Origin of the sequence: Solibacillus sp. R5-41, from assembly GCF_002736105.1 — a bacterium.
GTDB lineage: Bacteria > Bacillota > Bacilli > Bacillales_A > Planococcaceae > Solibacillus.
Map to the genome: position 1 here is coordinate 1172545 of NZ_CP024123.1, position 21669 is coordinate 1194213.

A 21669-nucleotide genomic window follows, 5' to 3' on the forward strand; every position below is an offset into this window, starting at 1 on the left:
AGTGAACAAGTTGAAAAATAGTGCAATTGGATTTTTATTAGCGTGGCAATTTTTCTCGGCAATCCCCGTGAAAAGGCAGCTCACAATGAACGACAAAACCGTCACATGGATGTATGCGTTTTTACCGATTATTGGATTAATCATGGGCGGTATGTATGCGACAACAGCTTATGTTTTGTTTACATATAGTAATATTTCGCCGTTACTACTCACAATCGTACTCGTTGTCGGGATGATTGTTGTAACAGGTGGCTTGCATTTAGATGGCTGGATTGATATGAGTGATGCTTACTTTTCATACGGAGACAAAGAAAAACGTTTAGCTATTTTAGATGACCCACGAACAGGTGCATTCGGTGTCATTAGTGTGATTTGCTTACTATTGTTGAAAATAGGCTTTATTTATGAAGCGATTGTGCAAGGGGCTTTTGCCATTATTCCATTTTTAACATACATTCCATTTCTTGCTCGAATTGGTGTGTTGACTGTATTTTTAACGACCGAAACGTCGAAGCAAACGGGACTGGCAGCGTATTTTAAAGGTGTTATTTGGAAAAAACAGCTTTCCATCAGCGTGGTGCTATTATGTGTTGGTTACATCGTTATTTGTATTGTACTCGCAAACTATAGTATGGTCATTCTTATAATAGCCATGTTACTCGGCGTTTTGCTGTACCGAAAGTGGATTATAAAAAACTTTGGTGGAGTTAGTGGAGATTTACTCGGAGCGCATTGTGAAGGGATGGAGGTGCTATTATGGCTCGTGGCATTACTGTTCATTTAATTCGGCATGAAAAAACGCGCGCAAATGTTGAACGAAAATACATTGGTTGGACAGATGAATCCATTTTACAGGAAGTATCGGCGCAGCTAACAATAGCACCAACTGTCGTTTATGGCAGTGATTTAATACGTTGTCAGCAAACCGCGGCATGCTATTTCCCGAATGCAAACTATGTAGGGGTCAAGCAGTTACGTGAAAGCAATTTTGGTGATTTTGAAATGCATACTTACGAACAATTAAAAAACCAGCCAATTTATCGCGCTTGGATTGATGATCCTTATGAGGTTACACCACCAAATGGCGAGCATTTTTGGGCATTTGAACAGCGTGTGTTGCAAGCATTTCAACAATTAATAGTGCAACAAGGTACCTTTACGTTTGTCGTGCACGGTGGGGTAATTCGGCTATTGCTTTCGCATTTTGGACAACAGCAGCAATTGTTTCAAAATACGCTTGCCAAGCATCGCGTACTTTATACATTGCATTGGGACCAGCTAGAACAATTTTTAGGAGGGGCAGTATGTACGTCATTCTCGGAGGCGCCTATAACGGTAAACGAAACTATGTAGAAACAATGATACAAAAACGAGGAAATGTTCCAGTACATTATTGTGAAGGGCAAATCCCGGATATTACAGCATTTCAAGAAAAAGATATTGTCGTTATTAGTGATTTCGAAACAATTGTTCAATCCATGCTAGAGCAACCAGAAGAAGCGGTTGCTGAAATGATTGTCGAGCAGCTATGCGAGCTCAATAAGCATGCGCAAGTAATTTGTATATGCACAGACCAGAGTCGAGGGGTCGTGCCACTTGAAAAAGAGGTACGGCAAATGCGTGACACATGTGGAAGAATTTATCAAAAGCTTTGTCAAGAAGCAAATACCGTCATTCGTGTTTGGTACGGGCTTCCGCAAATTTTAAAAGGAGAGATAGATCATGGAGAAAAATAAATTACGTTTAATGGTGTTAACCGCTCTTATTGCAGCAATTTGTGTTATTGGGAGTTTTATAAAAGTGCCTGGGCCGATTTCAACGGCAGCACTTGATTCTGCACCGGCATTCATCAGTGCTGTTTTTTTACCACCTCTTTTTGCGGGGATTGCTGGAGCGCTCGGACATATTGCAACAGGTTTGACTTCAGGGATGCCGCTTGGTATATTCCACGTTCTAATTGCGGTTGAAATGTTTTTCATCGTTTACATTTTTACGGTACTGCACCAAAATAATTTTCATATTTCAAAATGGATTTTTGCCATTATTGCCAATGGGGTTATTGCACCGTTGCCATTCTATTTTATAATTTCAGCTGAATTTTATTTGGCTTCGATTGTCACTTTGTCCATCGCAACAGTTATTAATGTCATTGTGGCAATGATTGTCATGCCTGTATTAAAATTAGTTGTTCAACGACAAGGTACGCAAATATGAGAAATGCAATCCAAGTAGGTGAGAACATTGTAACGATTGATAATGCTGGGTGTATTGGCGAAAAGCCACAAGATGAAGTACAGGTACCCAATGAGGTTACTGGTTATTTTACGGCACGAACGGCAATTTTAGAGCAATGGTGTGCAGGGGCAATGCCTGTGCAGCTGTTATTAGCCAACTTTTCAGGGGACGATGCATGGCAGTCATACATAAACGGATTTCAACAAGTTTTTAATGAAATAAATCAACCAATGCCCCCGGTAACAGGATCTAGTGAAACGAATTTTCAAGCACTTCAATCTGCTGTGTCACTGACGATGCTAGGGAAAAAAGCATTTGCAAGTAATCCTGAAAACTGCCAATATTTTGTAGTTGGCGAACCATTAGTAGGGAATGAAGTAATCAATAATCCACAAAAAATTGCTTCATTAGGCGAGCTTTATACAGGATTAAAAGAAGGCTTTATCCAAGCGCTTTGGCCAACTGGTTCAAAAGGAATTGGCATAGAGATTGAGCGCTTTATAGGCTGTAAAGTTTATGAAACCGCACTCCCTTTACAAAAATCAGCGGGTCCATCATGCGCGGTATTAGTTGCTGTAAATGACCAAAATATCCAGAGCTTTTTTGAACAAATGACCGCACCAATAACAGAAATTAACTTGTTTCAGTAGAGGTCCCCTACGTTAAAAAATGGCGTATGAATGTCAAATATGCAATTTTATTTAGTGGGCTTAGAACCCATGCTGAATCAAATTAATGCCCCGGCGGATGTCACAGATTTTTTATGGGAGTTTATCAAGATTGCTCGAAAAAAATCTGGACGCAATTATGCCAAGGCTTAATTGATAAAAAAAGTATAGCCCTTGCCTTGTGAAAATTCATATGATACAATGGCAACAGCATAAAGATACACAATATATAGTAAAAATACTTGATAGGTTCTACAACATGTAGATTAAAAGGGAAATTAGTGAAAAACTAATGCTGTCCCCGCAACTGTAATGCTGACGATGATTTCATAATCCACTGCGAATAAGCGGGAAGGGAAATCAAAGAATGAAGCAAAGCCAGGAGACCTGCCAATTTAAGTATACGACGCATTTCTTCGGGGGCTAGGAAATGGAATAGAGCGATTTATTTCCTAGGCAATAAATTCTCTTTCCATTTCTAATTGTAGCGAATCCGAATTTTATGGGATTCGTTTTTTTGTGTTTAAAAAGGAGAGTATGCTGCGCTATTTTAGGCAAGTGATACCTTTCCAAGTTGATTACGACGAAAAGGAAGTGCTGTCATGATAGAAGTACAGGAAAAAATACTGGAACAATTAGTGCAACAATTTGGTGATGAAGACTTGGAGCAATTGCTTCGTTTTTCACAAAAATGGTTACGTAAAAATGAAGGTGCAACAACGAATGCTTGGATTGAGGCAAGCATCCTTGAAACGATTAGCTATATCGATGAGCAGGAGCCATACTGGACGTTTGTCGCGGGGAAATTATTAACGGAAAAAATTTACCGTGAGCATCAGCAAAAATTCCAAGTGTCAGCACCATATGAAAACTTCAATGGCTGGCTAGAAACGTTAGTAGAAAAAGAGTTGCTTCATCCGATGTTAGTGGAAAATTATTCGAAAGCAGAAAGAACATTGCTCGGAACGATTATGGATCCATCCCGCGATGAATTATTTACTTATATCGGCTTGCGTACACTAATGGATCGTTATGTTGTCCGAGATTTTGATAACTCGTTAGCAGAGCTCCCACAACAACGCTGGTTAATCATTGCGATGACGCTCATGATAAATGAAACGGAAAGTCGTTTGCAAAAAGTAGAAGAAGCATATTGGGCTTTATCCAATTTGTATATGACAGTAGCAACACCAACTTTATCAAATGCAGGGAAAACGCATGGTCAACTTTCAAGCTGCTTTATAGATACAGTGGATGATAGCTTGCAAAGTATTTATGATACGAATACAGATGTCGCAACGCTTTCTAAATATGGTGGCGGTATAGGTGTTTACATGGGGAAAGTCCGCAGTCGTGGCTCAGAAATTCGAGGATATAAAGGTGCATCAAGTGGCGTACTGCCATGGATTAAGCAGCTAAATAATACTGCTGTTTCAGTTGATCAGCTTGGTCAACGTCAAGGGGCGATTGCTGTTTATTTAGATGTATGGCACCGCGATATTTTAACATTTTTAGATTTACGCTTAAACAATGGGGATGAGCGTCTCCGTGCACATGATATTTTTACGGGCGTTTGCTTACCTGACATCTTTATGGAGGCGGTTGAGCAAAGAGAGGGTTGGCATTTATTTGATCCTTATGAAGTGCGAAAAACAATGGGCTATTCTTTAGAGGATTTTTATGATGAGAAGCGCGGTGAAGGTTCATTCCGTACACGCTATGAGGAATGTGTGGATAATCCAATATTATCCAGAGAAGTGATTCCTGCGATTGAAATTATGAAACGTATTATGCGCAGTCAATTAGAAACAGGCGTACCATTTATGTTTTATCGTGATGAAGTAAACCGTAAAAATCCAAATAAGCATGCAGGAATGATTTATTCGAGTAATTTATGTTCGGAAATTGCTCAAAACATGAGTGCGACGCAATTTGAATCGCAAATATTAGATGATGATACGATTGTAACACGTCGTAAAGCAGGCGATTTTGTCGTATGTAATTTAAGCTCGATTAACTTAGGGCGTGCCGTGCCAGCTCAAGCTTTACAACGCTTAATCCCAATTCAAGTGCGCATGCTTGATAATGTAATTGAACTAAATACGATTCCTGTACTACAAGCCGATTTAACGAATAAACGCTATCGCGGCATCGGACTTGGCACATTTGGCTGGCATCATTTACTAGCGCTCCAGGAAATCGCGTGGGAATCAGATGAGGCGGTTCAGTTTGCTGATGAATTGTATGAAGAAATTGCTTATTTAACAATCCAAGCATCGAATGCATTAGCGCAGGAAAAGGGTGCGTATCCGCTATTTAAAGGCTCTGATTGGCAAACTGGGAAGTATTTTGAGGAGCGTGGTCTTACGTCTGAAAAATGGCGAGAGTTGGCTCAACTTGTACACGCGGGGGGATTACGCAACGGCTATTTAATGGCAGTAGCACCTAACTCTTCTACATCGATTTTAGCGGGCTCGACTGCGACAATTGATCCGATTTTCCAGAAATCTTATTCTGAGGAGAAAAAGGACTACAAAATTCCGGTGACAGTGCCGGATTTAAATTCGAAAACAACTTGGTATTATAAATCCGCTTACTTTATCGATCAGCGCTGGACAATTAAGCAAAATGCTGCACGCGCAAAACATATTGATCAAGGGATTTCATTAAATTTATATGTCCAAAATACGATCAAGGCCAAGGATTTATTGCAGCTTCATTTAGATGCTTGGAGTAGTGGTATTAAAACGACGTATTATGTCCGTTCAACATCAACTGAATTATTAGAATGTGAATCTTGTTCAAGCTAAGGAGATAATAAAGATGCAATTAGAAAAACGCAAAATTATGGAAAAGACTGCTCCGAACCGTTCAACGGGCATTGTGAATGGACAGTCCTCAAATATTTTAAACTGGGATGATGTTCGTTATAGTTGGGCATACCCAAAATACAAAAAAATGCTAGCTAATTTTTGGACGCCTTTCGAAATTAATATGAGTACAGATGTGAAGCAATTTCCTACATTAACCGAGGATGAGCAAGCGTCATTTTTGAAAATTATTGGGCTGTTAGCATTATTAGATAGTATTCAAACAGATTTTGCGGGTAAGGTAGCGGATTATTTAACGGATTCAAGCTTGAGTGCACTTATGATTATTTTAGCGCAGCAAGAGGTCGTTCATAATCATTCGTATTCGTACATATTGTCGAGTCTTGTTACGAAAGATGTGCAGGATCAAACGTTCGATTTTTGGCGTACTGAGCCGGTGTTGCAAAAACGCAATGATTTCGTTGTGAAAGGTTATATTGAATTTGCTGAAAATCCGACTGTTGAAAATATGCTACGCGCCATCGTTTATGATGTCATTTTAGAAGGATTATTTTTCTATTCGGGCTTTGCTTTCTTCTACCATTTAGCACGCAAGCAAAAAATGGTCGCAACGAGTACGATGATAAATTATATTAACCGTGATGAACAGCTACATGTTGATTTATTTATTAAAATTTACAAGGAACTGCTTGAGGAATATCCACAATATCAAACACAAGAGTGGGAGCAAGAAGTACAAGCGATTTTCAAAGAAGCGGCGGAGCTTGAAGTCAACTGGGCAAGAGAAATAATTGGGGATAAAATTGATGGGCTAGATGTAGAGGATGTAGAAGCGTATATTTACTTTTATGCAAATGTAAGATGCAATCAACTTGGTCATGATCGGCCTTTTGAAGGCTATCGTAAAAACCCATTAAAATGGATTAAAGCATATGAAGAAGTCGATTTAGGAAAAACGGATTTCTTTGAACAACGTTCACGACAATATACGAAAATTAACGTAGAAGATAATGGATTTGATGATTTGTAAAGGGAAATGGTAGCTCGCGTAAATTTAACTGTCGTTACTAATCATCGCTTTAGGAATATAGTAGAAACCTTAGTAAAAGGGCTGTTGTGCTAAGTTAATAAAAAAAATGAATAAATAATAAATAATTATAAATTTTCTAAAAATAAAGTGGTATGATAGAGTGTATCAATTTTATTATTTAGTTAAGGAGTAATGAACATGACGACATATCAAATTACAAAAGAGCTAACAACCAATAAAAAGGACAAAATTGAAGACGATCAGCTTGGCTTCGGTAAAGTATTTACAGACCATATGTTTGTAATGGATTATGAAGAAGGCAAGGGCTGGCATAATGCGAAAATTACAGCATATCAGCCATTGGAGCTAAGTCCAGCTTCTATGGTATTTCATTATGGACAAGCTGTATTTGAAGGATTGAAAGCATATGCAACAGCTTCAGGTGAGGTTCATTTATTCCGCCCAGATCGCAATTTCAAACGTTTAAATGCTTCCAATGAAAGACTTTGTATTCCTAAAATTGACGAGGAATTTGCATTGGAAGCATTAAAGGAACTGATTCGTGTTGAGCGTGATTGGATTCCCACTGCACCTGGCACATCTTTATACATTCGTCCATTTATTATTGCGACAGAGCCTTACTTAGGTGTAAATCCATCTAAGCAGTATAAATTTATGATTATTATGTCTCCAGTAGGGTCCTATTATAAAGAAGGCATTAACCCTGTGAAAATTTTAGTGGAGCAACAGTATGTACGTGCGGTTGTGGGCGGTACAGGTGAGGCAAAAACTGCTGGTAACTATGCAAGTAGCTTAAAAGGCTCAGAACTTGCGAGTCAACAGGGTTACGCTCAAACGCTATGGTTAGACGGGAAAGAGAATAAGTATGTTGAAGAAGTTGGTAGTATGAATATTTTCTTTAAAATTGCAGGGAAGGTTGTTACACCTGCACTAAATGGTAGTATTTTATCGGGGATTACGCGTGATTCGATGATAAATGTATTAAAATCAAAAAATATTCCAATCGAAGAACGCGCAATTGCGTTTGCTGAAATTGTAGAAGCTGCGAGAAATGGGACGTTAGAAGAAGCATTCGGAACAGGTACGGCAGCAGTTATCTCGCCAGTAGGGGAATTGAAATGGCTTGATGAAATTCTAACAATTAATAACGGACAAATCGGTGAAATTACGCAAATGCTTTATGATACATTAACGAGCATCCAATATGGCACAATGGAAGATCCATTTGGTTGGACGATTAAACTATAATTGTAAAAATAAGAAGCAAGCAGGTAGTGAAAAACTACCTGCTTGCTTTGTTATACGAGCCAATGTTTGGGTATGCTAAAGTTTGGTGGTAATACGGTATTTCGGTCGCCGTTTGCAGCATTTATTTGAGCTTGTGTAAGAAAAATACTGCCTAGAAGATTTGCACCACTTAAATTCGCGTCCCGCATATCCGCACCGATAAAATCTGTGACTCTCATATCACAATCCCGTAAGTCAGCTGCTATAAGCAAAGCACCTCTTAAATTCATTCCTCTAAGGTCAGTACCTCTTAATTTAGCACCAATAAAGTCCGTTCTTTTCATTTGTTTAGCAGGATTTTTATTGTTTTTTATAGTTGCACGAACACGTTCACTTGTTTGGAGAAGCAATTTATTAATACTTTCTCTATAAGTCGGAATATTAAGCTGTAAGAGCAACTGTGGACTTAAATTAGTGAGCTGAGCTGTTTCCTCCACAGCATTTTGCAAATCTTTATACAACGGCAGCGCTTCTTTCAAGTTAAGAGCTTCATATAAATAGTAAAGCATTTCATGTAGCTGTTGCATAATGGGAAATACATTAAACATTTCGCTTGCGGTGGATGGGTTATTTATCCAGCTGTTTTGCTTGTACGTTCGTTGTGAAACCTTTTGACCAGCACCGAAGCATTCATATACTGTGCAGCCACGGAAGCCTTTATTTCTTAAATTTTGATGAATACTACAACGGTAATCGGTGTTTAAATTTTTACAAGGTGTCCCGCTGTCCTTATTAAATGCAAAATCAGCAGACTTAGCATAAGGTAGGGCGACACAGCATAAACCGAAACAATTGCCACAGTCAGCACGTAAGTTTTTCATTTCTTGAATAGACATTAATTACACATCCCTAATGAACGCCTAGTGAAAGAGCTTGTTAAGATCGCTAAATAAGCACTAGTCGTAAAAATTAAGAGTAATCAGTTAGTGGAAATAACTACCTGATTATTTTATTATAAGCATATTTCAATTAGGGAACTAGAAACAAATTGGATTTTTCTGAAATTTCATTTTGACGACGTTTTTCCTACGTACGATTCATTTAGTTCTTTTACGTCAATGCCTGAAGATTCCTTGAGTTTTTTTTGTAAACTGGACATTAGATTCTTAGCATGGCAGTCACTTTTTCAACGCCACCATTTGCAACATTACCAGTATTGGTGTTTTTTGTTTTGCACATTTTAGGCTCAATTTCTCCTTATAGGGCAGGGCAGCTCCTATGTTTTCGGTGAATGGAATAATCTATTCTGGTAAAACGAAAAAACAGGTTAAGAATAATTATTCTTAACCTGTTTTGGCTGTTTCAGCACTTGAGCTATATCCAAATGAAATAACTTCGGTTTATTTTTTTACTAATTCCTCAACTTGTGAAAAAACTTCACGTTGTGGAATTGACAGAGCTTTTCCTAATGAATCCTTTCCTACATACGTTTCGATTAGATCCTTCATATCAATGCCTGATGATGCTTTTAACGTTTCTTGCAAACCAGCCATTAAATCTGTTGCATAGCCTGTTACTTTACCAGCGCCACCGCCAACACCGCTGCCAGTATCAACGACTGTAATTTTATCAATATTTGCTAATGGGCTTGCAATTTGTTTTGCGTATTCTGGCATCATTTTTACAACCATATCTAAAATCGCTGCTTGACCATATTGTTCGAAAGCTTCTGCAATTTTTTGTTTCGCTTCGGCTTCGGCTAAACCGCGCAGACGGATAATTTCCGCAGCTGCTGTACCTCGTGCGCGCTCTGCATCGGCTTTGGCAATACCATCTAATCGAATACGCTCCGCATCTGCTTGGGCTTGTGTTTCAATGCGGTATTTTTCAGCATCTGCTTCTGCAAGTAGCTTCGACTTTTCTGCGATGGCACGTTGCTCTACTGCATAGCGCTCCGCATCGGCTTTCTTTTTCACTTCTGAGTCATATTGACGTTCACGACGTAAAATCTCTTTTTCCTCTAATTCAATTTGCTTTTGACGTTCAATAATTTGAACTTGCATTTCTTGCTCGGTTACTTCCTGTTTAGCTCGTGCCGATTCGAGTTCATATGCTTGGTCAGCACGTGCTTTGGCGATATCTTGCTCGCGTCGGTATTCGGCAACTTTTAATTGGTTATCTTTTTCGGCCTCTGCAATTTCAGTGGCACGGGCTAGTTCTGCTTGTTGAGCCTCTTGAGCCGCTTGAGCGCGTTTAATACGTGTTTCTTTATCCGCTTCGGCAGTGGCGATATCCGCATCACGCTTTACTTGGGCAATACGCGGCTTTCCGAGTGATTCTAAGTAGCCATTTTTATCACGGACATCTTTAATTGTAAAGGAAACGATAATTAAGCCCATTTTCGCTAAATCTTGCGATGCGACGCGTTGTACTTCTTGAGAGAATTTATCGCGGTTTTTATAAATTTCTTCCACTGTCATCGAACCTAAAATCGAACGCAGATGACCTTCTAGTACTTCGCGTGCTTCACCTTCTCGCTCATGCTTTTCTTTTCCTAAAAACTGTTCAGCAGCAGTGGCAATTTCAGAGATTGATCCACCGATTTTAATAATGGCTGTTCCATCTGCCATTACGGGTACGCCTTGTTCTGTATAAACTTCAGGAGTTGTGACATCGAGCTTACTAGATAGTAAACTTAATGGCTGTGCTTGTTGGAACACAGGAAATACGAATGTACCACCACCGCGAATGATTTTAATTCGGTTACCTGATTCGTCGGAATGTACATTTTTTGACCCTAAATAGCTTCCCGTCACGATTAACGCCTCATCCGGGCTTGCAGTACGGTACTTTGATACATAAACAATAACGATCGATAAAATTAAAAAAGCGACAACTCCAATTGCAATCAATGAACCAGTCAAAGAAAATCCCCCTTTAGTTTCATGTTAAAATGCTTCTTTTTCATAAATCGCTACAAAAGCCGTGCCATCCTTCATTTCAATAATTAATACTTGCGTGTCATAAGGAATTTCAACTTCATGATAGCTAGCAGTACGCTTGGAAATGATGCCATTTACGGTTTCAATAACCATTTCCCCAAAACCGTTTAGTGGAACAGGAACAATTATTTTCCCGACTTGCCCCTCCAATGACTCATCTGTATAGGCGAGGGAAACTTCCGCAGAGCGTAGTGGAACGAGTAAAAAAAAGTAAATTAGTGCAGTAAAGATACACGCAATGATGATTGAAATGATTAGATTCATGACGCTAGAAAATGAGAAATATCGTTCGAATAAATAGCCTGAAGCTGAAGTTAATGTGATAAAGGATAAAATAACAGCGGGATCCAAAAAGGGCATACCATCCATCGCGACATCCGCTACGTCCGCGAAAAGTAAATAAACAACCGTGAGACAGCCGATACCGATTAAAATCGTCAAATAAATTAGCTCTATTGAAAATCCAAACAGCATGTAAACACCCCCTTATTATGTACGTACTAACATTTACGGATTGTATTGTAAAAAGTTTCAAAAAATATAAAATTATTGTAAGAAAAGAAAAAAGGTGTTGTCCCATCTCGGAACAACGCCTTCATATCCACTATTTTCGAACTTGGAAAGAGCTTGTCAGCGTAATTTTCAATGGGCTTTGCTCCTGAATATAACGCATCATCAATTTAGGAATAATCGTAGGGACTTCTCGAATCGCCTGTTTTTGCATCATCATAAATTGATGTGAACCTGTGGCGCGGTAACTATTGATAGCTACTTCAAACACATCATCTGGCTGAATTTCTCGGCCCTGATAATACAGTTTTGTGACACGTTGACCGACAGCTTTTGAAATGGTTAATTCATAATCGAGCCCACCCCAGCAATCATATGTGTACGGATGCGGCTTGGGGTAATGAATCATCGAACTAAAATCAATTTCATTTGCATCATTCAATTCAAACACCGCTGCACATAATTCCAGTGCATCTCGAATTTCTGAACCAGTCAATGCAATAACTTTTAAATAGTTCGTGCGTGGTAAATTATGGAGCACATCACCTAAGTAGATACTTTTAAAAAATCCACCAGTGGAATGGTAGGGGAGCTCCGTTACGGAAAGCTGTGCATCGGTAAAATGTAACTGCATTTGATGGATGAGCTGTGTATACGGAATGCTTTGGAACCTAGGGGAGAAGAAATCGGAATAGGATAAATCGATTTCGCTGTCACCAATCCAGGTGTTTTTCCAATGGTTAAATTGTTCAAAAGATTGTTGTTGAATGGAATCATCCACATAAATGAGTTCAGGATTATGCGTTATTTTACCATTCTCAATTGTCACCGTAATTTGAGCGAAGCAATGGGCATTTGCACCGGGCTGTACTACCGAAACACCATTTACTGTTGTCGCGATTTCTAAATGCTGGTGCCCCGTAATGAAAATATCAATTCCTTCTATTTGTTGCAGCATTTCATAGCCTTGATTTTCTCCATCTTCTAAATCAATTCGATGCCCTGTATTTATATCACGCTCAAATCCCCCGTGGTAACTCAAAATAACGAGTTGTACATTTTCATGTGATCGAACATACTGTACAGTTCTTTTCGCGCTCTCTAATGCAGTTTCGAAAAATAACGAGGCTGTCAAACCCTTTTCATCCCATTGTGGTACAAATTGTGTCACAACCCCAATAACAGCAATTCGGATGCCATGAACTTCTTTAATGAAATAAGGTTGTGCAAAACCTTGTATATTTGCCGCAATCCATGGGAAATGACAAGCTTTTCTCATATTTGCGATCTCTTTCAAAGGATAATTAAATTCATGATTGCCAAAAATTGCGACATCATATTGGATTTCATTTGCCAGGGTGATTTGAGGATGTGTTTCTTTTTTGACTTGTTCATAGTAATAGCTTAAGTGACTTCCTTGCAAAAAATCACCATTATCAATTAATAATGCAGGTTTTTCCTTTTGAATCATTTTTGCTAGTTGTGAAAAACGTTCTGTATGTCCGTGAATATCACTTGTTGCAATTATTGAAAACTTCATCTTGAACTCCTTTATACATAGTTTCATATAGTTATTATACCGTGTTCTTATATGAGAGAGATTAATGTAATACAATTGCAAATAGTTATTAATTGCATGTGTGCAACGAAAGTGATTAAATAAAAATTGTTTAGTGGATTCGTAGTATAAGCATCATTCGACATCCGCCTAAGAAAGGGCACGATGCTACATAAAGTGCTTTTCAAACGAGGTATGAACTTAATTGTGAGGGAGATGGCAAGATGATTACCGTAACAAACCGTATAAAAGTGAAAAAAGGTATGGCAATGAAAATGGCACCAAACTTTGCAAAACCAGGTCCTTTACAACAATTTGAAGGATTTGAGAAGGTCGAAGTATTAGTTTCTACACAGTTTGAAGAGTATGATGAAATGAGTGTTGTCATGTATTGGGCATCAAAAGAAAATTTTGAAGCTTGGCGTGAAAGCGATGCGTTTAAAGAAACACATAAACGACCTGCTGCTAGCACAAATGGTGAACAAGCTGAATCTCCAATGCTTGGCTCACAAATCGTGGTTGCTGAAGTAGCTGCATCTGTTTCAAAGTAAAGCTCATAAGCCTGTTGTGATAAAAATGTCACAGCGGGCTTTTTCTATCAAATACGCCTCGGCTAACTTTTATCCAGATTCATTTTAAGTATGATCGAAAAGCTCCCTAAAAAATATGCGACATCGGCTGAATATAGCAACCACACAATCTATTGAGATGGAAGTTTTCAGCTGAACGAAGATAAATCATGTATAATAATTAACGTAAACGGTAGGGGGAGTCGAATTGTCAAAAATCGAAAACTTATTTTATAACGGCCAATTTTTAGCTTGCTATGAAGCGGCGAAGCAAAATAAAGATGTACAAGAAGATAAAATTGCAGAACGATTAATTCAATTATTTGCGCAGTATGAATATGACAAGTTTCCAGTAGTGACAAAAAAGGTGGTACAAAGTGTTGAGCGTAGTAATGAACTCTATGGAGAATTTGACGAAGTAGAGGAAATTCGTTCAATTAAAGAGGAAGAGCCATTTTCTCTTCGAATAAAGCAGCTTGAAAAGGATGCGACAGAAGCGGAGGAGGAGCAAAAAGCCCAATCTTTTTTTGTACAAGGGCAGCTATTTTTAATGGCACATCATTATGATGAAAGTGTCCATTGTTTAATTCACGCAGTAAAGCACAATCCAAATAAAGCGGTATTTTATGGCATCGCAGGACAAACAATGAACCGATTTAATTGGTCACCATTTGAGGCGATGATTTATATTGAACGAGCGATTGAGCTTGATCCGGAAAATGCACGTTGGTACTGGAATAAGGCGCTTATATTAACACAGCTATATAAAGATTTACAGCAGGAGCTATTTTTAGAAGGTGCACTCATTGCTTTGGAAAGTGCGACAGAATACTGCAGAGAGGATCAAAAATCGTTGAAAAACGGAATTGATACAACTGTTGAAAATATGAAGGAATATTTATTTAATTAATTATTGTAAAATGACTTGAACTTGCTTATTAATGAAGGGAAAGAGGGAATCACATGAAACCATTTTCATGGAAAAGTGTCACCATTTATTTGACGATTATCTTATTTTTAATATTAATCATTCAATTCGGTGATTGGAATAAACGTGAAGCGAAGGAACAGCAATATTTAGAACAAATTGTAAGCTCACTTGAAGTTTTAATCGATTTTCAAAAATCGGTTATAAACGGTGAAGTTGAAGTGGATTCTAATAAAAAGGTGTTAACAATGGCGGATGATAATTTCCAATATCAGCTGAGTATGTTTATTGATATTTTTGGGAATTTATCTGAGGGTGACGAAACATTGTTTGACCATTACATAGCAATTGAAAAGCTTTTAAATAATTTTAACGATGCCACAACAAAGGAAGAACAGCAAAATGTACATCAGCAATTAACGGAGCAATCCGAAAAATTAATGGTGTTTATGGAGCGTCTGTAACTAACTTGAAAATGAGAAAGAACAAGTAAAATGCCGTTTCATCTAATTTGAAACGGCATTTTATAGTACAAATCGTGTGAAATGTTAAGCAATTGTTTTTTAGTTGTTTTTGGCATTTGACCATAATTAATTTAAATGGAGGTTTACTTTCCATATTTTTATGTGGCTCAATGATTTCCAAATACTCTATTAACTTTCTTTTCAAGGAAAAAGTCCTTCGTCGAGATGGCGGAGTCTGAAGGTTCAAATCCCCACATCATTTGATTTTCAATAAAACTTGATTCCCAAAATTCTGTCATACATCAATCTCCTTTGAAAATATTAGCTTTTATAAAATTGCTATTTGTATAAAAAATATTCATAAATAAAAAACTCCAACACCTCTAACACAATTCAGTGTAGGAAGTATTGGAGTGTACAAACATCTTTTATAAAGGTAATTTTCCTGCTACGTAGCCACCATCAACAGGTAAGATAACGCCGTTGACTTGTTTTGCTAAATCTGAGCATAAGAATAATACTGCATTCCCTTGATCCTCAGCTTTAGTCATTTCACCTGAAGGCATAGCTTTTAAAACCGCGTTATATTGGTCTGGTGAAGTCTGTGCCCAACGTTCGATAGCTGGTGTAATAGTAGAACCTGGTGCAATGGCATTTACACGGATTTTTTCTTTTCCGTATTCTAATGCAGCAGATTTAGTTAATCCAACTACCGCGTGCTTAGATGCTACATATGCAGCCATGTTCACAACGCCTTCCATACCAGCACCAGAAGCTGTGTTAACGATAGAACCACCACCATTTTTCATCATGGCATTTACTTGGTGCTTAATAGAATAGAACGTACCATATAGATTAATTTGTATAGTTTTATCCCATGCAGCTGAATCAGCATCACCGATTTTAGTTTGTTGTAAGTTTACGCCAGCATTATTGTGTGCGAAATCTAACTTACCGAAAGCGTTTACAGTCTCGTCAACAAGTGCTTTTACTTCCTCTTCTTTACTAGCATCACATTTAAAGAATTGTGCTTCGCCACCGATTTCTTGAATCAATTTAACTGTTTCAAGACCACCGTCTACATTTACGTCTGATACCATTACTTTTGCGCCTGCTTTTGCTAAAGCTAGTGCACTAGCTCGTCCAATACCTGATCCAGCAGCTGTTACTAAACCAGCTTTACCTTCCATTAACATCATAAAATGTCATCTCCTCTAAATTTGTTTAATTGTAAAAAAATATCTTCAATTAAAATGGTTTAACATTAAACTATATTATTAATATACAACATTCATTTACGATTGGTCAATGAATAAGAATGAAGTTTTAGTCGCTAAGGACGAGAAGATTATAACCATGTCCTCGTTTATGAAAATAAATTATTATATTAGTATTCGGTTGTAATTTTCTGAAAGATCGATTAATTTTATTGTTGAATCAATCAAATCATTCCGTGGGGGAGACTCGTATTTTTAGCATCAAGTTATCAGAGTAGAGGAAAGGGCTCTATATTGAGTAGTTTTTGACTATTATTTAATTGGTTATAGGATTACGTCTACATGCGAAGATGGAAATGCCCAACAAATAGTTACAATGTTGGCGATGTTTATGGGGAAAACGGATAGAAAGATACGAGTGATGGATAGGGAAGGCATTCAAACAGATAGTCGTAAAAATTCGTGCGGGTAAGTGTAAATGGATTTTTAAGGGGTTTACGCGATTATTTTTAACGATTCAAGATTGAATTAAATAATTATCTCCCTAGTATTTCAATGAATCATTCCTATGCAAAATAGTATTAGTTTTCGATGTTTCGAGATAATTACAACTAAAAATAAAAAAAATTGAAACTGATTTTCTTCTTTAAACTGAATAATGAACATATATTTATCATTGGGAATTAACAGTATATTTGTTTTGTATAAGTATCATTAAAAAAAGTCTGTATTAAGAGGTGATCCACCTGTACTTTCTAAAAAAAGGTTTTGCACTAATTATAGGCAGTATCTTTCTATCTTTAGGTATAAATTTATTTTTAGTACCACATAAGATATTAGATGGAGGTACAGTTGGTATCGGATTAATAATAAATTACATATGGGGTTTAAATACTGGACTAACAATTATCATATTAAGTATTCCGATCTTTATATTCGCATGGTTTAAATATAGAAATTATTTCTATAATAGTTTACATGGCATGATTATTTCTTCTTTTTTCATTGATTTACTAACACCTGTTAATAATCTAGTTGAAATTGAAGCAATATATAGCTCTATTCTAGGCGGCATCTTTGTAGGGATTGGAATTGGATTAATGTTGAAAAATAAGACAAGTACTGGAGGTACAGATTTTATTGCCCAGTTTTTATGTGATAAGACGGGTATAAATGCAGGGATATTTATCTTACTCATGGATTCAATTGTTATTATATGGGGTGGTATATTATTATCTTCCGAGACGTTTTATCTTTCTATAATAACTTTACTTTTTGTTGGTATAACTACGAGTTATATTACAAGATAGGATCTCCCAGCTAATATAGACTTCTTTTAAAACATCGTTTTGAGTATACAGGGCTTGATATCGAATATTCACATGTTGTTAATAGATTAAAGTGTACCAAATATGATGGAATCTTTATGCTTATCACTCGTAATAAATTGGGAAGCTATCACAATGGATCATTTTTTAGCCTTTATTGCATTTTTATAACGAGTAGTCAACATCCCTCTATTTTCATAATAGAGGGATTCTTTAAACGAGAGCAGGTAAATAGTTGAATTTTAAAAAATAGTTTCTAAATCAATCACACTGTTACGACTTTTATGATAATTTACTATGCTTTGGCAATCGCATTCTTCTACGAATGAATTATCATTCTTAGGGAAAATTATTATCCAATGTTTCTGATGTTTATATTGCGTGTAGGTTTAATTTCATTCCTTTATTCAATTAGTCGAAGGGGAAATAAATGGCAATAACATCACTCAAAAGAGCGCGTCATTATTGGTTAAGGTTGGTCACCTTTGTGATAAATACTAAAGATAGGTGATAATATTTGATTTGCATGAAACCATCACGTACTGGTTTTCGTATATATTATATGTGATTTTTTTTGGACTATCAAAAGCAATATTTTATGAGGAAAAAACGGAGGTGAATCCCTCAATGTGAGGGAACATATTGGACTCGAATATATTAAATATCATTTTATTAATTATCTTCTTAGGACTGACAGCATTTTTTGTAGCAGCTGAGTTTGCAGTCGTTAAAATTCGTAAATCAAGGATTGATCAACTTATTGATGAAGGCAATAAGAAAGCGGTCATTGCTAAGAAAGTAGTAAGTGATCTTGATTATTATTTATCAGCTTGTCAATTAGGTATTACCATCACAGCAATTGGTTTAGGTGCATTTACAAAACCGTATATCAAACAATTAATGTATCCAGTATTTGAATGGTTAAATACCCCAGATACAGTTATGAATATTTTATCTTATGGTATAGCACTTGCTGTAGTAAGTTATCTACATGTGGTAATTGGAGAAATGGCACCAAAAACATTAGCAATTCAGTTTTCCGAAAAAACGACATTACTTTTAGCACCGTCACTTTACTATTTTGGAAAAGTAATGTATCCGTTTATTAAAGCATTAAACGGTACATCTCGCTTTTTGTTACGTGCAGTTGGTGTAAAGTCAGCTAGTGAAGACCAAGCTTACTCGGAAGAAGAATTGAAAATAATTATGGCACAAAGCTTCCAGGGCGGGGAAATTGATAAGCAAGAATTAGAATACATGGAAAATGTGTTTACATTTGATGAGCACGTTGTAAAAGATATAATGGTTCCACGTAGAGAAATTATTGCAATTGATCAAAATATGGAAACAAAACAAATTGTCTCGATTTTAGATGAACATAATTATACCCGTTATCCAGTTGTTGAAGAAAATGATAAAGATAAAATTATTGGCTTTGTTAACGCAAATAAATTACTAAGCCGCATAGTAACGAATCGTCATGTGAATTTGACAGATTTTGTCCGCACTATACCATTTGTATTTGAACAAACTTCAATACAAAATGCATTGTTAAAAATGCAAGAAGAACGTGTGCATATCGCGGTCGTTATTGATGAGTATGGCGGGACTGCTGGTATTTTAACAATGGAGGATATTTTAGAGGAGCTTGTGGGTGAAATTCGTGATGAATTTGATGCGGACGAAGTGGATGAAATCCGAAAGACAGGCGAAAATGAATATACGATTAATAGCCGTGTAATGTTAGAAGATTTAGAAGATCGCTTCGGTCTCGAATTCGAGGATAGTGAAGGAATTGATACAATTGGTGGTTGGGCACTTCAATCAGGTTTAGCAATTGAATCAGAAGTAATTCAAGGTGTCGAAATACAACACGGTAATCATGTATGGGTTATTGGTGAAGTGGACAACTATCATATTAAAGAAGTAGTCTTTAAGCAAAATTTTCTTAAACAATAACGGATTATTAATGGAGGTGAATCCCTTTAACTAAGGGAATCTATTGGACGGAACAATTATTTTAAACTTAGCATTAATCGCATTATTTATTTTACTAACTGCATTTTTTGTAGGTGCAGAGTTTGCGATTTTAAAAGTACGTATGTCACGAATTGACCAGCTTATATCTGAAGGAAATAAAAAGGCAATTATTGCAAAGAAAGTAACACAGAATCTTGACTATTACTTATCAGCATGTCAATTAGGAATTACAGTTACAGCGCTTATTCTAGGTGCGCTTGGTGAGCCGACAGTTGAGAAAATATTAGCACCTGTTTTTGATTATTTAAATTTAGGTGAAACAGTTTCTACAGCATTGTCTTATGCGATTGCGCTATCGGTAGTCACGTTTTTACACGTAGTACTTGGCGAATTAATGCCAAAAACATTAGCAATACAATATGCAGATAAAATGACACTTCTATTAGCGCCTCCACTCTATTGGTTCGGACAAGTGTCAAAGCCTTTTATTGCAGTGTTAAATGGTTCAGCGCAACTTTTATTAAAAGGGTTTGGTGTAAAGCCCGCGGGACATGATGAGGTATATTCTGAAGAGGAACTAAAGTTGATTGTGACGCAAAGCTATGAAGGCGGCGAAATTAATCAAACGGAGCTTGCCTATTTAGAAAATATCTTTGCCTTTGATTCACGTCAATTAAAGGATATTATGATTCCACGCTCAAAGATGGTGATGCTAGAGAAGCAACAAACACTTGAGCAAATGATAGCCGTAATCGAAGAATTTGAATATACACGATATCCCGTCATTGATGTTACGAAAAAGAAGAATGATGTGATTGGATTTATTAACACGAAGGAAATGTTAACGGATATTGCTGTGGGTCGTTCGAATGATCGTACAGCTTTTATTCATGACATCCTACGCTTTAAACATTCAACAGCAATTAAAGAGGTTTTCTTAAAAATGCAGCAATCGCATAAACACATGGGCGTAGTAACAGATGGCAAAGGTGCCATCATCGGACTTGTGACAATGGAAGATATTTTATCGGAAATCGTTGGGGAAATTCAAGATGATGGAGATATCGTCTTCACGACATCGTGAAAAAGGCACTTAAACAGTACAATCTGTTTAAGTGTCTTTCTTTTTCTAGAAAAAAATATTAAAATGCTGAGGGATATGTGTGAGAAATGAAACCATCACGTGCTACTTTTGCAATGATGACGTCTATAAACAACCTGTTTTAATGCTATCCATTCGTTTTCCAGTTGTTCTCTAGCTAATAATTTCCATGGATTAAATATCGTTTGACCATGTTTATTAAAAAATAAATTTTGTCCAATATGGTAGGCTGCATGTTGAATGACATCCGTTTCGTCAATCCATACAACGACATCGCCTTCCTGTAAATTTTCAGTGCATACTTTTTCATATTGATAGTAATTTAACTTTTCTATAAATGTATGCTGATGGACCCATTCATTAATAAACCATTGTTGTTTTCCTTCAGAAATTGCAAATAACACTGCCGCTAAACAATTGGCGCCTTGATGAACACCAAATTTATTTGCAAACGGTTTTAGAAAGTCCGGTAAGAAATTGGGGATATCTTCACATGCTCCTATATCCCACCATTCGTAAACCATCGATGTAAGTAACTGTTCTTTACATAATCTACTTAATTTTTCCCACATTCTACGTTGTAAAACAACCTGATTATTATGCACATAGCTTGGTGGGATTTGCGAAATATCTTGGATAAAGGAAGCGGGTAATACTAATCCTCGTTCACATCGTATTTGTTCGTTTAGAATGAATGCGCGTTCTAACTCTGATAGCTGTTCTATCCATTTACTTTCTGCAATTACGACATACTGTGCATTTTTAATATTCCAATATTCATAGCTATTTAAAAAGGTAATCTGTCCATATGTATTGTGATTGTAAAACTCTTCAATCGGCATAATGAGTACATCTGAAAAATCCAACCCTTTTTTCATTCCGTCTAAAGATAAAAAAAAGAAATCTCTCTCAGGTACATAACTGTTAATCCAAGAAGTTAATACATCTGCTGTCGGTTTAATGTTCATTAATAATCCTCCGTTTATAATTGCTCATCTA

The 21669-nt window shown here is 36.9% G+C and carries 21 protein-coding genes, 1 pseudogene and 1 riboswitch; of the genes and pseudogenes, 15 read left to right on the forward strand and 7 right to left on the reverse strand.

Going from position 1 to position 21669, the window contains the following annotated elements:
- The first annotated feature begins 1 nt into the window (after nucleotide 1).
- The 9 genes from CSE16_RS05410 to CSE16_RS05445 all read left to right on the forward strand — a co-directional run bounded on the left by CSE16_RS05410 (nucleotide 2) and on the right by CSE16_RS05445 (nucleotide 8033).
- On the forward strand, nucleotides 2-784 hold the full coding sequence (locus CSE16_RS05410; RefSeq protein ID WP_253896173.1) for an adenosylcobinamide-GDP ribazoletransferase: 783 nt from the start codon (nucleotides 2-4) through the stop codon (nucleotides 782-784).
- A complete protein-coding gene (locus CSE16_RS05415) occupies nucleotides 757-1353 on the forward strand; it encodes a histidine phosphatase family protein (protein WP_099422959.1) in 597 nt (198 codons plus the stop codon). The genes CSE16_RS05410 and CSE16_RS05415 overlap by 28 nt, the downstream gene beginning before the upstream one ends.
- The gene (locus CSE16_RS05420) at nucleotides 1305-1736 is read left to right on the forward strand and encodes a bifunctional adenosylcobinamide kinase/adenosylcobinamide-phosphate guanylyltransferase (RefSeq protein WP_099422960.1); all 432 of its coding nucleotides are present in this window, start codon (nucleotides 1305-1307) and stop codon (nucleotides 1734-1736) included. Before CSE16_RS05415 ends, CSE16_RS05420 begins: the two co-directional genes overlap by 49 nt.
- The gene (locus tag CSE16_RS05425) at nucleotides 1723-2214 is read left to right on the forward strand and encodes an ECF transporter S component (RefSeq protein ID WP_099422961.1); all 492 of its coding nucleotides are present in this window, start codon (nucleotides 1723-1725) and stop codon (nucleotides 2212-2214) included. Before CSE16_RS05420 ends, CSE16_RS05425 begins: the two co-directional genes overlap by 14 nt.
- A complete protein-coding gene (locus tag CSE16_RS05430; protein ID WP_099422962.1) occupies nucleotides 2211-2885 on the forward strand; it encodes a hypothetical protein in 675 nt (224 codons plus the stop codon). Before CSE16_RS05425 ends, CSE16_RS05430 begins: the two co-directional genes overlap by 4 nt.
- Nucleotides 2886-2915: 30 nt before the next feature.
- Entirely contained in the window at nucleotides 2916-3056 is a 141-nt protein-coding gene (locus CSE16_RS21235) for a hypothetical protein (protein ID WP_157764753.1), read from the forward strand.
- A 77-nt stretch (nucleotides 3057-3133) separates the two neighbouring features.
- Nucleotides 3134-3313, forward strand: a riboswitch (cobalamin riboswitch).
- Nucleotides 3314-3505: 192 nt separating this feature from the next.
- Complete coding sequence (locus CSE16_RS05435; RefSeq protein ID WP_099422963.1) at nucleotides 3506-5713, forward strand: ribonucleoside-diphosphate reductase subunit alpha; 2208 nt, start codon at nucleotides 3506-3508, stop codon at nucleotides 5711-5713.
- Between the two features lie 13 nt (nucleotides 5714-5726).
- On the forward strand, nucleotides 5727-6764 hold the full coding sequence (locus CSE16_RS05440) for a ribonucleotide-diphosphate reductase subunit beta (RefSeq protein ID WP_099422964.1): 1038 nt from the start codon (nucleotides 5727-5729) through the stop codon (nucleotides 6762-6764).
- 198 nt (nucleotides 6765-6962) lie between these two features.
- Nucleotides 6963-8033, forward strand: a complete 1071-nt coding sequence (locus CSE16_RS05445) for a branched-chain amino acid aminotransferase (RefSeq protein WP_099422965.1) — start codon at nucleotides 6963-6965, stop codon at nucleotides 8031-8033.
- A gap of 50 nt (nucleotides 8034-8083) precedes the next feature.
- Here CSE16_RS05445 and CSE16_RS05450 read toward each other — a convergent pair whose 3' ends face one another.
- The 4 genes from CSE16_RS05450 to CSE16_RS05465 form a co-directional block, all read right to left on the reverse strand.
- Nucleotides 8084-8908: a pentapeptide repeat-containing protein gene (locus CSE16_RS05450; RefSeq protein WP_099422966.1), complete on the reverse strand. Its 825-nt coding sequence runs from the start codon at nucleotides 8906-8908 to the stop codon at nucleotides 8084-8086.
- Between the two features lie 504 nt (nucleotides 8909-9412).
- Nucleotides 9413-10936, reverse strand: coding sequence for a flotillin lipid rafts scaffold protein FloT (locus tag CSE16_RS05455; protein ID WP_099422967.1), 1524 nt, complete (start codon nucleotides 10934-10936; stop codon nucleotides 9413-9415).
- Nucleotides 10937-10960: 24 nt separating this feature from the next.
- Entirely contained in the window at nucleotides 10961-11488 is a 528-nt protein-coding gene (locus CSE16_RS05460; protein ID WP_172954356.1) for an NfeD family membrane protein, read from the reverse strand.
- Between the two features lie 130 nt (nucleotides 11489-11618).
- Nucleotides 11619-13064 carry a bifunctional metallophosphatase/5'-nucleotidase gene (locus tag CSE16_RS05465; protein ID WP_099422968.1) on the reverse strand — a complete coding sequence of 482 codons (1446 nt, stop codon included), beginning with the start codon at nucleotides 13062-13064 and terminating at the stop codon, nucleotides 11619-11621.
- A gap of 242 nt (nucleotides 13065-13306) precedes the next feature.
- Between CSE16_RS05465 and CSE16_RS05470 the strand changes: the two genes are divergently transcribed.
- The 3 genes from CSE16_RS05470 (at nucleotide 13307) to CSE16_RS05480 (ending at nucleotide 15043) form a co-directional block, all read left to right on the forward strand.
- Nucleotides 13307-13633: a heme oxygenase gene (locus CSE16_RS05470; RefSeq protein WP_099422969.1), complete on the forward strand. Its 327-nt coding sequence runs from the start codon at nucleotides 13307-13309 to the stop codon at nucleotides 13631-13633.
- Nucleotides 13634-13859: 226 nt separating this feature from the next.
- A complete protein-coding gene (locus tag CSE16_RS05475) occupies nucleotides 13860-14561 on the forward strand; it encodes a tetratricopeptide repeat protein (RefSeq protein ID WP_099422970.1) in 702 nt (233 codons plus the stop codon).
- A gap of 53 nt (nucleotides 14562-14614) precedes the next feature.
- The gene (locus CSE16_RS05480) at nucleotides 14615-15043 is read left to right on the forward strand and encodes an iron ABC transporter substrate-binding protein (protein WP_099422971.1); all 429 of its coding nucleotides are present in this window, start codon (nucleotides 14615-14617) and stop codon (nucleotides 15041-15043) included.
- A 182-nt stretch (nucleotides 15044-15225) separates the two neighbouring features.
- On the opposite strand, the pseudogene CSE16_RS05485 reads toward CSE16_RS05480, so the two are convergent.
- A pseudogene (locus CSE16_RS05485) lies at nucleotides 15226-15342 on the reverse strand (SAM-dependent methyltransferase); the annotation flags it as partial.
- 129 nt (nucleotides 15343-15471) lie between these two features.
- A complete protein-coding gene (locus CSE16_RS05490; protein ID WP_099422972.1) occupies nucleotides 15472-16242 on the reverse strand; it encodes a glucose 1-dehydrogenase in 771 nt (256 codons plus the stop codon).
- A 764-nt stretch (nucleotides 16243-17006) separates the two neighbouring features.
- Between CSE16_RS05490 and CSE16_RS05495 the strand changes: the two genes are divergently transcribed.
- The 3 genes from CSE16_RS05495 (at nucleotide 17007) to CSE16_RS05505 (ending at nucleotide 20652) form a co-directional block, all read left to right on the forward strand.
- Nucleotides 17007-17570 (forward strand): YitT family protein, encoded by a 564-nt coding sequence (locus CSE16_RS05495; protein ID WP_099425758.1) that lies wholly within the window; start codon nucleotides 17007-17009, stop codon nucleotides 17568-17570.
- Between the two features lie 660 nt (nucleotides 17571-18230).
- Nucleotides 18231-19547, forward strand: coding sequence for a hemolysin family protein (locus CSE16_RS05500; protein WP_099422973.1), 1317 nt, complete (start codon nucleotides 18231-18233; stop codon nucleotides 19545-19547).
- A gap of 43 nt (nucleotides 19548-19590) precedes the next feature.
- The gene (locus CSE16_RS05505; protein WP_099422974.1) at nucleotides 19591-20652 is read left to right on the forward strand and encodes a hemolysin family protein; all 1062 of its coding nucleotides are present in this window, start codon (nucleotides 19591-19593) and stop codon (nucleotides 20650-20652) included.
- Nucleotides 20653-20747: 95 nt separating this feature from the next.
- Here the strand turns inward: CSE16_RS05505 and CSE16_RS05510 are convergent, their stop codons facing one another.
- The gene (locus tag CSE16_RS05510; protein WP_099422975.1) at nucleotides 20748-21638 is read right to left on the reverse strand and encodes a hypothetical protein; all 891 of its coding nucleotides are present in this window, start codon (nucleotides 21636-21638) and stop codon (nucleotides 20748-20750) included.
- Nucleotides 21639-21669 lie beyond the last annotated feature (31 nt).